General features: G+C 58.3%; 7 protein-coding genes and 1 tRNA gene. 2 read left to right on the top strand and 6 right to left on the bottom strand.

Going from position 1 to position 11,896, the window contains the following annotated elements:
• Window positions 1-40: 40 nt before the first annotated feature.
• From NW826_RS00460 to tgt, 5 genes are all read right to left on the bottom strand, one after another.
• On the bottom strand, window positions 41-2,119 hold the full coding sequence (locus NW826_RS00460; protein WP_414509169.1) for a RecQ family ATP-dependent DNA helicase: 2,079 nt from the start codon (window positions 2,117-2,119) through the stop codon (window positions 41-43).
• A 235-nt stretch (window positions 2,120-2,354) separates the two neighbouring features.
• Window positions 2,355-2,651, bottom strand: coding sequence for a hypothetical protein (locus tag NW826_RS00455; RefSeq protein ID WP_414333933.1), 297 nt, complete (start codon window positions 2,649-2,651; stop codon window positions 2,355-2,357).
• 6 nt (window positions 2,652-2,657) lie between these two features.
• The gene (locus NW826_RS00450; protein WP_414509168.1) at window positions 2,658-3,899 is read right to left on the bottom strand and encodes a hypothetical protein; all 1,242 of its coding nucleotides are present in this window, start codon (window positions 3,897-3,899) and stop codon (window positions 2,658-2,660) included.
• Window positions 3,900-4,253: 354 nt separating this feature from the next.
• On the bottom strand, window positions 4,254-4,865 hold the full coding sequence (locus NW826_RS00445; RefSeq protein ID WP_414509167.1) for a hypothetical protein: 612 nt from the start codon (window positions 4,863-4,865) through the stop codon (window positions 4,254-4,256).
• 114 nt (window positions 4,866-4,979) lie between these two features.
• Complete coding sequence (tgt, locus tag NW826_RS00440) at window positions 4,980-6,083, bottom strand: tRNA guanosine(34) transglycosylase Tgt (protein ID WP_414509166.1); 1,104 nt, start codon at window positions 6,081-6,083, stop codon at window positions 4,980-4,982.
• Window positions 6,084-6,202: 119 nt separating this feature from the next.
• Here tgt and NW826_RS00435 point away from each other — a divergent pair.
• Window positions 6,203-6,285: transfer RNA gene (locus NW826_RS00435), tRNA-Leu, on the top strand.
• A gap of 108 nt (window positions 6,286-6,393) precedes the next feature.
• On the opposite strand, the gene NW826_RS00430 is transcribed toward NW826_RS00435, so the two are convergent.
• Window positions 6,394-6,771, bottom strand: coding sequence for a hypothetical protein (locus tag NW826_RS00430; protein ID WP_414333939.1), 378 nt, complete (start codon window positions 6,769-6,771; stop codon window positions 6,394-6,396).
• A 402-nt stretch (window positions 6,772-7,173) separates the two neighbouring features.
• On the opposite strand from NW826_RS00430, the gene NW826_RS00425 reads away from it, so the two are divergent.
• Complete coding sequence (locus tag NW826_RS00425) at window positions 7,174-11,748, top strand: PAS domain S-box protein (RefSeq protein WP_414509165.1); 4,575 nt, start codon at window positions 7,174-7,176, stop codon at window positions 11,746-11,748.
• Window positions 11,749-11,896 lie beyond the last annotated feature (148 nt).

The raw sequence follows: 11,896 nt of genomic DNA, 5'->3' as shown, positions 1-11,896 counted from the left end.
CCTTCTCTCCTTCCTCTTGAAACCTGTACCCTATTTTAAATTAACAGGCTGTAAGAGCTAGAGCAACGGGAAAAACAGGGCCGGAACCCGCGCGGCGCAGGAGGGCCGCCATGACCGTCATTGTCCAGCGCGAGTCCACCATATCATCCACCAAGAGGACTGGCCCAGGTGGTACGGGTGGGGTGACCTGGAAGCAGCCATCCAGATTCCTCGCTTGTTGCCAACTGTTTTGCATGGTCTTTTGAGGTTGGTTCTGTTTAATTTTGCTGATGCAGGGAATGTAGGGCAGATTGAGAGCTTGGGCAAGACGGGCCGTGAAATCGGGAACCAGATGGGGACGATTGCGGGAAGGGACGCAGGTGACCCAGGTGGGGCGGGGCTGAGGATTCCAACTTCGGATGGCACCAGCGAGGGCATCCACCAGCTCATCACTAAAAGATCCTGTGGTGTATTTGCCGTGCTTGATGAGTGCTCCCCAGCCAGGATCCCCCCACAGGCAGAGGGCGATTCCAGCCTCTGCGCGAAGCGACTCAGGAATGTTGCCCCCTCTGAACCCATAGAGGGGGAGTCCGCTAGAGGGCCATTGTCTGCGCGGCTCAATGGGGATTTGGGTACGTCGCAAAAAGGCTAGAGCTCGCTCTAGAGTAGCGCGGGAGACGGGACGAGAGAGGGGAGAGTCGCCAGTACAGACTGCGCACCGCCCACAAGCTTGAGGGTTGATATCGTCCAGAGCTACGGCGAGAAATTTCATCAGGCAGTCTTGTTTTTTGAGGTAATCCTGCATTTGTTGCCGTTCCGAACGGCGGAGAGCTGTGATTTGTTCGACTTTGGCAAGGTTGTAGGTGTAAGGGTTGGCGGTGCGATACCACTTGTTGCCTTGCTTAACCACCGGTGCCGGTGACTCAAGGGCCAGGATTTTGAGGGTTTTCTCGATTTGACCCCGGGAGAGATTGAGACTGGATTCGAGGTTGGATATGCTCAGGCCGTTGGGAGCCCGTTCCAAAGCATTGAGCAAAGTCTCTACATCGGCAGAGCTGGGAAAAGCGCTCTCAATGAAAAAGTTGGTGATATCTCCGTCTTCAAAGCCGCTCATGAGCAGTCCGTAGGCGGTGTCGATGGACCGTCCGGCTCGACCCACCTGTTGGTAGTAGTGAATCACGGAAGGAGGGCACTGATAGTGAATGACAAAGCCCAGATCGGGTTTATCAAAACCCATGCCCAATGCCGTAGTAGCGACGAGAGCCTTGAGTTGGTTGTTGAGCAATTGGTCTTCGAGGTCTTGGCGAGTGTCGCTGTCGAGTTGCCCTGAGTAGGCAGCGGCAGGGATCCCTTCGCTCTGGAGCCAGGCGGCCAGTCGTTCGGCATCGCGGACGGTGAGGGTGTAGATGATGCCACTGCCGGGAAGGGAGGGCAAATAATCCGCCAGCCACGCCATGCGCTCAGCGCGATCGGGGAGGTGGGCAGCATCGAGGATGAGACTGGTACGAGCCATAGATCCCCGCTGCGTGATCAGGTTGGATCCCAGTTGGGCAGCGATATCGTTGAAGACGCGATTGTTGGCGGTAGCGGTGGTGGCGAGTACGGGCAAGTTGGGGGGAAGGACGTTGAGAATACGGGCAATGCGGCGATAATCGGGGCGAAAGTCGTGTCCCCAGTCGGAGATACAGTGGGCTTCGTCGATGACCAAAAGGCCGATTCGAGCGGCGATGGGGAGCAGGGTAGTGGTCATGAAGTCTTCGTTGGCCAGGCGTTCAGGAGAAATCAGAAGGGCGTCAATCTGATCGTTTAAAACCTGCTTGCGGATGTTTGCCCAGTCTGAGCTGTTGCTGGAGTTGATGGTGGCAGCTTTGATTTTCAGGCGGTGGGCGGCAGCAACTTGGTTACGCATGAGGGCAAGAAGGGGCGAGATGATCAGGGTGGGGCCAGATCCCTGATTGCGGAGGATGCGGGTGGCGATGAAGTAGACCATGCTTTTGCCCCAGCCGGTGCTTTGAACGACAAGGGCGCGTTGTTTCTGATTGACCAGGACGGCGATGGCTTCCCATTGTCCATCTCGAAAATCGGCATGAGGGTTATCGGTGGCAGTGCGCAGGAGGGCGAGGGCTTCTGTTCGATCCATGCCTACCATTGAAGCTTGTACGGATCTAATAATATACAGTAGTCCTAGGATATTAACGCGCCGGCGGCACGGAGTACTATCCCTAACCCCCCTTCTCCCTCAGAGGGGTTGGGGGTGAGGGCAGCAGCGCGAAGTGCTTGGGTAGGTGGCAAAGTGAAAGTGTTTGAATTGTGTTTGAACCGACTATAAAGCTTGTGCAGCGCCTCTAAGGAGAGCTCGCAGAGTCGCCAACAGCTCAGTCCTCCTCCGCTGCAGGAGCAGGGGCCTCGGCTAGCCGACACACCTGCTTAAGGAGCTGGGCCTCAACAGCGGCGTCGTAGAGCCGCAAAGTTAGGCGAGGCACCCGCAAGGAAGCGGTAATTCGCCCTGCCGGCAGATCCAACCACACCAGCTGTTTTTGAAAGCAGCGGCAGGTGGCCCCTATCTCCTGCGCCAACTCTTCCACCTCCGGCCAGCTCAGGCAGCGCGGCAGCAGCAGGTCTGTGGCCCAGCCCCTTCCACACTCTCGCCGCCTCAGGATGCGCACCTGCATGGATCCCTAAATCCGCTCGGCGTAGAACTCACACCAGGGATCCCCTTTCTCTCTGGCTTTGGTCTCCTTCCCGTAAAACAGCCCACCCCGCTGGAAGAGGCGGTTGTAGAAGACTTGATCCAGAATCGGCTTCTGCTGAATGTTGCCGTTGTAAACCAGATTCATCAGCGCCGGCACCGCCCCTTGGGCAAAATAGCAGGTCGGATAATCTGCCCGTGGGTAGGAAGCCAAAAAGTAGTTGGTCTCGTAGTTGCCGTCAATAGCCACCCGGCAGGAATGATCGCTCACCACCTCCAAAGCCTGCCAACGACCCCACCCCAAGCTGCTGGCTACGGCATAGGCCCCGTGGATCCAGTCGGTATCCTTTTCCAGCATTGGCCCCACAAGGGTTTCCCACTCCAGGGACTCCATGATGTTGCCAAAGGTGTAGAAGACACAGACATGGCCCGACTCGCGAATTAGATCCTCTGCCACCTGCTGCAGACCGGGTTGCACTGCTTTCAGCTCTTCCAAAAAGCGGTACTGGATGCGGTTGTAGTAATTGGCAGGCATGCGCGTGAGCAGCACATTAAAGGCGCGAATCTGCCCCCGTTCATCTCCTGCCAAAGGCATGCCCCACAGAGCTTCGTTGACCGCGTCGTAGTCCACCGCTGTTATCGGCTTGGGCAGATCGGCTGGACGTTCGATGAGCTTGCCCATGCCGGGACTAGGAACCAAAGCCTGAGGCCGTGGCAGCCGAGTTGCCTGGATCACGCAGCGATCCTTGCGCGTAACCGTCATGCACTCCGTTTCCTCTGCTGTGTAGCTGCCCAGCTCGCCAAAAGTGGCATCCAGCGCCGCTGCCACATAGCCCACGGCTAGATGATCAATGGAACGAGTGCGGTTAGCCTGATCCCCGTACTTGCTCAGCCAGCCTTCTGCGTAGTGGGAGTGGGTGAGCTGGGCTTCGCCGCCGCTGGGGCTGGCCTGCAGCTCCAGTCGCCCCAAGCCGAGAAAGCCGAACAACTGGCACGCCACCGCCAGCCGCTCCGTTGCCTGCTGCACTCCCAAGGTTTTAAAAGCGCCCTGGAGCAAGCTGTAGAAAATCTCCTGAGCCGCCGTGCGCAGGATGCTCACCCCATCGATCCAGTTGGGATCCTCAATGGTCTGCTGCAAAAATAGGTTGTAGTGGTGGCAGTGGAAAATCACTGGCTCGCCAAAGAGAGAGAGCAGCTTGCGAGCGCGGTCAAGGCGTAAATGCTCCAACATAGATGGCCTGAGCTCGAGGGGATAGGAAGGGACAACAGTTAACAACTCCCACAACTTTAGCCTTTAGCTTAATCAGCGGGAAGCCCTGCACTGTATTTGTGTTCCGTAGGTGGCGTAAGCCATATTGGGTTTACTCAAGAGCAAATCAGTGTCGGGATGAAAGCCGTTGTGCTGCAATTGAGGAGAACAAGTTAAATCTCTGGAGAGTTTCCCGCCGTGGGTCGCACGGCGGCAGCACGCTGCGACCTCTGTATCAATAAGTCTGGGAAGCAGGAAGCCCGTAAGCTATCGGTTCGCGCAGCGTGGCGTAAGTCATGTTGTGTTGGCTCAACGAGAATGAGTGTCGGGAGTCGTTCAACTGGGCAAAGCAATAGGCAAGTGCTCTACCCCCAATACGTCAGATACCGCTTTGTGGAGAATGCGGAGCTCCTGGGAGTTCAGGGTGCCTTTTTCAAGGCGGTTGCGGTCAATGCCCGTTTTCAGGGACAAGCGCAGCATGACAAAGTTGGGATCCGGAGCGTAGCGCTTGGCGTAGCTAATCAAAGCCTGAGCAGTGGATAGAGTGTCGTCTTGAACAGGAGGCAGCAGCGGTTTGCCGTCGATGAGGATGGCTTTGATGCGCTCTGAAATTGCTTTGAGGTCGATGATGGAGCGGGTTAAAAACAAAACAAAGTAGGGACTTTTGGGGAAAGACTTCAGAATCACCCGCACCTGAGACGAGCCCGCTGTGAGGTGATCCGCCTCCTCCTCAGGGCTGACCGTTTGGCAAAGGCGGTTGTTGGCCTGCAATAGGTCGCTGGCGTAGGTGCCCAAAAGTTCCAGCGCCTGCTCTTCCTGGGTGTCGCTGGCGTAAGTTACCTTGGCTACCGTTTTGCCATCCGTAACTCGCCCTATCAAGACGGCAATAAGGCCAGGCAGCCCAGCAATATGCTGCTCAATGACACTTTGCAGGGTGCGGATAGCCATGCTCCTCTTTGCTCCTCCCTAAGGTGAAGGCTGGGTTGTCCTCTCATCGTAACGAGTAGGAAGGCTAGCCTGGGAGTATTTAGAAGGGATGTAAACAAAGACCCCTGAGGACGCTCAGCCCTCGCGCCACGGATCCCAGTTCTCGTGAAATTTGCCTTCCAGAATGGCCTGGCGCATTCTTTGGGTGTAGCGCACGAGCTCCGTGATGTTGTGGATGGAAAGCAGAGTGTAGCCCAGGATCTCTTGGGCGCGGATGAGGTGGCACAAATAGGCGCGGCTGAAGTGGCGGCAGGTGTAGCAAGGGCACTCAGGATCGATGGGATCCAGGCTGCGGCGGTGTTCGGCATTCTTGATGTTCCAGCGTTGGCCGCGGCTGATCACGGTGCCGTGGCGGGCATAGCGCGTGGGAATGACACAGTCAAACAAGTCCATGCCGGCAGCCACTGCCGCCCGCATCTCGGCATAGGTGCCCACCCCCATAAGATAGCGGGGGCGATCGGCTGGCAAGAGGGGGGCTGTTTGTCGCACCACCGCGTGCATTAGCTCCACCGGCTCTCCTACGCTGACGCCGCCGATGGCATAGCCGGGTAGATCCAGCCGACAGACTTCTTCCGCTGCCTGCCGACGCAGCTCCGGGTAAACCCCCCCCTGAACAATGCCAAACAAAGCCTGATCGGAGCGGCGGTGGGCTTCCACGCAGCGCTTCAGCCATTGAGTAGTCCGCCGCACCGCTGCTGCCACCGCCTCAGGGCTAGCAGGATAGGGCGGGCACTCGTCAAAGGCCATGATGACGTCTGCCCCCAGAGCATTTTGGATTTGGATAGACAGCTCCGGAGTGAAATGGATAATACGGCCATCGCGGGGCGAGCGAAACGTTACCCCTTCCTCGTCGATTTGGCGGATGGCGCTGAGGCTAAAAACTTGGAAGCCGCCTGAATCCGTGAGGATGGGGCCTGGCCAGCCCATGAAGCGGTGCAGGCCCCCCGCCGCTTGAATGATCTCTTCGCCGGGCTGTAGGTGCAGGTGATAGGTGTTGCTGAGGATAATGTGGGCGCCGGTTTCCTTGAGTTGAGCAGGCGTGAGGGTTTTCACATTGGCCAGCGTTCCCACCGGCATAAAGCAGGGGGTTGGGATCTCGCCGTGGGGGGTAATGAAATAGCCGGCCCGCGCCTGCGTGTTGGGGCAGGTGCCCTCGCAAACAAAAGTAAAAGCCGCCAAGGTTAGCGCTCTGGATCCACTGCCTGCGCAGCCGAGCTTAGCATAAGAATAGGATCCCCTTCTAAAGCCCCCCAGCCCTTGACAGGGATCCCCTTTCTTGGGCATTCTTATAGATCGCCGCGGAACTGGCGGAATGGTAGACGCGCTAGATTCAGGTTCTAGTGGCAGCAATGCCATCGGGGTTCAAGTCCCCGGTTCCGCATTCTTTTGGCTTGGTTGCTATTTACTCCATCACCTCAACGCAGAGCAAGCTCTAAAAGAATCTTGCTTGGCTGCGCAACTCCTGTGAGGCCGGAAAAGGCCGTAACTTTTAGAGAGTCAGCTCTTTTTCAATTTGGGAGAGCTTGATACGAGCAAGAGCCAAGTTGCCTTTCTCTCGATCCAAAGCCAGATAGAAAAATAGCCCAGGTATGTGCTTAAGTAGATACATCAGGTGATACTGAGTCTCCAGAATAATAAGTATCTCTTCGATTCTGTCGGTGAACTTAAGAGACTCTGCAACTCGCATCTTGGCGCGGATCACCTCTGTGTTTCCGGCAATGGCCAGCTCCAGGTTAGCTTCGGGAAAGGCAGGGCTGTTGGTGCCCTTAAACCCCAGACACATTCCGGTCTTCCAGTCCCCCAAAGCGACGCCCAGTGCCCCGTCAATGGTGAGAGCCTTCACCAGACTGTCTTGAAGCTTGTTCATAAGGCTGCCCTATCCCAGAAGCTTGATCCTAAAGTGCGTCCGATCATGATAGGCCCTTCATTAGAAGGTTTCAACTTAAAAATACTAGAACTTGTTTATTATTAAGATAAGTACAACTAAATGCTAAATGCGTTAAGCGAGAGTCGTCGAGATTTTCTTGCCTTTACGTGCATCTGTATAGCTTCTTGAAAGCCAAGTCCCTGAGATCATGCTGGCTTTCTATGAAAACAAGGGCATCTCCCCCAAGTCGGGCAGCACGGCTCCCGCTTGGTTCGTTTGGGGACATAAGATCCCTGAGGATTCCGGCAGGGCGGTCGGGGAGTTATGCTGGGGTTGTCTCTTTTACCAGGCTGCTGAGGTTCACCCACGGCAGCGCCGGATCCCGTCTCTCCAGCTTGACCCATGCCCAAGGCTCCCCTTCCCCCCAACGAAGAAGAGCGGCTGGCTGCCCTACGAGAGTATCAAGTTCTCGATACAGCCCCTGAAACTGCCTTTGACGAGATCGTCCGGCTTGCTGCTTACATCTGCGGCACGCCCATTTCGCTAGTAACTCTTATTGACGAGCATCGCCAGTGGTTTAAGGCCAAGTTCGGCATTGAGGGCATCGAGGAAACGCCGCGGGATGTGGCCTTCTGTGCCCACGCCATTCTCTCGCCCAAAGAGCCGCTGGTGGTGCCCGATGCCACCCAGGATCCGCGCTTTGCCGACAACCCTTTTGTAACCCAAGAGCCGCATATTCGCTTTTACGCCGGTGTGCCCTTGGTAACGCCGGAAGGGCAAGCGCTGGGTACCCTCTGCGTGGTGGACTACCAACCCCGGCAGCTCAGCCCGGAGCAAGTGGAGCAGCTCAAGGCCCTGGCCCATCAGGTGGGGGCTCAACTGGAGCTGCGCCGCACCTTGCGGGAGTTGGCCAAGGCTCCCTTGCTTCCCAAAGCTGGCGAGAGCAAGCCTGCTCGCAAAAACCGCTTTCTCCTCAAGGTCAGTGCTGGCCTGGGCCTGGCTGCCCTGATCTTGGGCGGGATCGCCTACTCTGCCCAGCGCAACGCCAGTCGCCTGCCCCAACTGACGGAGCAAGTGGCCGATACCCTGGAAGTGATCCAGAACCTGGAAGGATTGCTCTCAGAGATCCGTGCTGCCGAGGCAGGTAAACAGGGCTACTTTTTGACCAACGAGCCTGGCTACCTCGACGAGTACAAGGCCAGCCTTGAGGCCATTCCCACTCGTCTTAGCCGGCTGCAAGAGTTGACAGCCGACAACCCTCTCCAGCAAGGGCGCCTGAAGTGGCTGGAGCTGCTTTTGGAACAGCGTCTGAACCTTGCCCAAGATCTTATCCGGCTCCGGGATCAAGAGGGGCTGGCCGCTGTTCAAGAAGCCTTGAAGAGGAGCGAAGGGCAAAGGTTGATGGAGCGGATCGCCAACCTAGTGGAGGCGCTCCAGGAGCAAGAGCGGCTTCTGTTGCAGCAGCGCAGCGAGCAGTTCCAGCTTGCTTGGGTTAGAACCAATGCCATCCTGCTGGGGGGGCTGGCTTTTACCTACTTGCTGTTGGCCGCAGTTTATGTCCTCATTCGCCGCGAAACTGCCGAGCGGGAGCGGGCGGAAACCTTCCTCAAGCAAGAGCGGGACTTTACCAACGCCATCCTCGACACGGCAGGCGCTATGGTGGTGGTCATGGATCCCGAAGGGCGCATCCTGCGCTTTAACCGCGCTGCCGAGCAGCTTTCTGGCTATTCGCTGGCAGAAGTCAAGGGCCAACTGCTCTGGGACTTGGGCTTGATCCCGGCGGAGGAGATGGCCGGCCTGAAGCAAGCTTTTCAACAACTTAAGGGCAGTCGCTCCCTTTTCTTGAATCGCTATGAAAACTTCTGGCGCACCAAGCAGGGGGCGCTGCGGCTCATTGCTTGGACCAACACCGCCCTGGTCAACGCCGAGGGCGAGGTGGAGTTTATCATCAGCACCGGCATCGACATCACCGAGCGCAAGCTGGCGGAGCTGGCTCTCAAAGAAAGCGAAGAGCGCTACCGGGATCTCTTTGAAAATGCCAGCGATCTCATTCAGGCTGTCGATGCCGAAGGGTACTTTCTCTACGTCAACCGCGCCTGGAAGGAGACCCTGGGCTACGACGAAGCTCAAATCCACCAAATGAGGGTTTTCGACATCATCCACCCCGACTATCGAGAGCACTGCCAGGTGGTTTTCCAGAAGCTTTTGGCTGGCCAACCTCTGGACAAGGTGGAGACGGCCTTTGTGACTGCCAAGGGCGAAACCATCTGGGTGGAGGGAAGTGTTAACTGCCGCCTTGAAGATGGGGTGATGGTCTCCACGCGGGGCATTTTCCGCAACATCACCGAGCGCAAAAAAGCTGCCGAGGAGCTGGAGCGGCAGAGCCGGCGGGCCCAACTGCTGGCCGATCTCAGCTTAAAGATCCGCCAATCGCTGGATATTGCCGAGATCCTGGAAACGGCAGTAACGGAGATCCAAGCCCTGCTCAGGGCGGATCGCGTTTTGGTCTACCGCTTCCAGCCGGATGGATCCGGGATCATCTCCAACGAGAAAACCCAGCCCGGCATCCCTTCCCTTGTGGGCGAGGTGATTGAGGATCCCTGTTTTCAGGAAAAATACGCTGAGCTCCACAGCCAGGGCCGGGTTCGCGCCATCAGCGACGTGGAGGTCGAAGGGCTGGAGCCCTGCTACCTGGAGCTGCTGCAAACAATGCAGGTGAAGGCCAACCTGGTGGTGCCCCTCTTCATGGAGCAGCGGCTATGGGGGCTGTTGTTGGCCCACCAGTGTTCTGCACCCCGCCAGTGGCAGCCGTTTGAGATCGAGCTGCTGGTGCAACTGGCCAACCAAATCGGCATTGCCCTCACCCAGGCAGAGCTCCTGGAGCGGGAGCGCCAGCGCAGCCTTGAGCTAGAACAAGCCCGCAAAGCGGCAGAGCAGGCTTCTCAGGCCAAAAGCAGCTTCTTGGCCACCATGAGCCACGAGATCCGCACCCCTATGAACGCGGTGCTGGGGATGACGGGCTTGTTGCTGGAGACGCCCCTGACCCCGGAGCAGCGGGACTTTGTCGAGACCATCCGCATCAGCGGCGATGCCCTGCTGACCCTCATCAACGACATCCTGGACTTCTCCAAGCTGGAAGCCGGGGAGATGGAGCTGGAGATCCTGGACTTCGACCTGAGGGCCTGTTTGGAGGAGGTGGCGGATCTCTTTGCCCCCACTGCCCACGCCAAGGGCCTGGAGCTGGCGGTGCTTATGCCGCCGGAAGTGCCCCGCTATCTGCGGGGGGATGCGTCGCGGCTGCGCCAAATCCTCAACAACTTGGTGAGCAACGCCATCAAGTTCACCCATCAAGGGGAGGTGGTCATCCAGGCCGAGCTGCTGCAAAAAACGGCCACCCATGTCCAACTGAGGCTCTCGGTAAGGGATACAGGGATCGGGATCCCCAAGGAAGCGCAAGCCAAGCTGTTTCAGCCCTTCACCCAAGTGGATGCTTCTACCACCCGCAAATACGGGGGCACAGGGCTGGGCCTAGCCATTTGCAAGCAACTGACAGAGCTGATGGGGGGCAAGATCTTCCTAGAGAGCGAGGTGGGCCGCGGCAGCACCTTCAGCCTCGAGCTTACCCTGGAAAGACAACCCTACGCCCGACAAATCTCCCAGCACCCTGCCCGCATCCCTGTCAATCTCCAGGGCAAGCGGCTGTTGGTGGTGGACGACAACGCCACCAACCGCAAGATCGTCCGCTGCCAGGCCACCGCTTGGGGCATGGTGGTGGAAGAAGCCGAAAATGCCTACCAGGCTCTGGACAAGCTGCGCCAGGCCGTGCGGGAAGGGATCCCCTTCCCCTTGGCGGTTTTGGACATGCAGATGCCGGAGGTGGATGGGGAAACCCTGGGCCGCTGGATCAAGGCGGATCCCGAACTGTCCCCGACGCAACTGGTGATGATGACCTCGCTGGGGTTGGGGGAGCACTCCCGCCGCGCCGCCGAGATTGGCTTTGCTGCCTACCTAACCAAGCCGGTCAAGCAAACGCGATTGCAAGAAGCTCTGGTCATGGCGCTGGGCAAGTCTTCCGGCCTGGCCACCGCGCTGCTGGGCATGGGCCCACCCCTTTCGCAAAGTGCGCCCTCGGCCAGCCGCCCCCAGCAACCCCTGCGCATCCTCTTGGCCGAAGACAACCCCGTCAACCAAAAGGTGGCCCTGCGCCAGCTGCAGAGCTTGGGCTACCTGGCGGATGTGGTGGCCAACGGCCAGGAGGTGCTGGATTTGCTGCAGCAAGTCAAGTACGACCTCATCCTCATGGATTGCCAGATGCCGGTGATGGATGGCTACGAGGCCACCCGCCGCCTGCGCCAGCAGGAGCGGGGATCCGGCCACCGCACCGTGGTGATTGCCATCACGGCCAACGCCATGCAAGAGGATCGGGAGCGCTGCCTGCAAGCGGGCATGGACGACTATCTCAGTAAGCCGGTGCTAAAGGAGGATCTGGAAAAAGTGCTCAACCACTGGAGCCAAAGGATCGCCCCTTCCGCAGCAGGAGCAGCCAAGGGGGCGGCTTCGTCCGATCCGCCTTCTCCTGAAGCTGCCGGCGGTGACCCTGCTCCCACGCTGCCCTACCCCATCGACGCCGCCTACTTGGAGCGGGTTACGGGAGGCGACCGCCAGTTTCAGCGGGAGCTGCTGCAGGTGTTTGTCCAAGATGGCCAGGACCAGTTGCCGCGGCTGCGCCAAGCTCTTGCAGCGGGTAATGCCGAAGACTTGAGGAAAATTGCCCACCGCCTCAAGGGAGCTAGCGCCAACGTGGGAGCCAATGCCTTTTGTCAAGTAGCCCGCGAGCTAGAACACCTGGGGGTGCAACTGGCGCAGCCGGGATCCCCGGCTGATGACCCAAAATGGGCAAGCGCTTCCCAGGGCCTGGAGGAGCTGGAGCGCATCTTGGCCGACATTTGCCAGTACCTGCAGGAATTGGAAGGCTAGGGCGATCCCAGACTTGTCGCCCTCACCCCCAGCCCCTCTCCCAAAAGGAGATGGGGATCAAGCGGCGAACCATTGGAGGTAGGAGGAACAAATTGGCGCGGCTGTTTGGCTGCGCTCTGGCTCGGAACTGCAGCAAAAGCCCGGCTGC

Source organism: Synechococcus sp. OH20, from assembly GCF_047502685.1.
In the GTDB taxonomy this organism is placed as follows: domain Bacteria; phylum Cyanobacteriota; class Cyanobacteriia; order Thermostichales; family Thermostichaceae; genus Thermostichus.
The sequence above is the reverse complement of the archived record's forward strand: the minus strand, read 5'-3'. Positions and strand labels throughout refer to the sequence as shown.

Coding starts and splice junctions, on each gene's coding strand:
- NW826_RS00445 (WP_414509167.1), bottom strand. CDS start 4,865: ATGGCTATCCGCACCCTGCAAAGTGTCATTGAGCAGCATATTGCTGGG.
- NW826_RS00425 (WP_414509165.1), top strand. CDS start 7,174: ATGCCCAAGGCTCCCCTTCCCCCCAACGAAGAAGAGCGGCTGGCTGCC.
- NW826_RS00450 (WP_414509168.1), bottom strand. CDS start 3,899: ATGTTGGAGCATTTACGCCTTGACCGCGCTCGCAAGCTGCTCTCTCTC.
- NW826_RS00455 (WP_414333933.1), bottom strand. CDS start 2,651: ATGCAGGTGCGCATCCTGAGGCGGCGAGAGTGTGGAAGGGGCTGGGCC.
- NW826_RS00460 (WP_414509169.1), bottom strand. CDS start 2,119: ATGGATCGAACAGAAGCCCTCGCCCTCCTGCGCACTGCCACCGATAAC.
- NW826_RS00430 (WP_414333939.1), bottom strand. CDS start 6,771: ATGAACAAGCTTCAAGACAGTCTGGTGAAGGCTCTCACCATTGACGGG.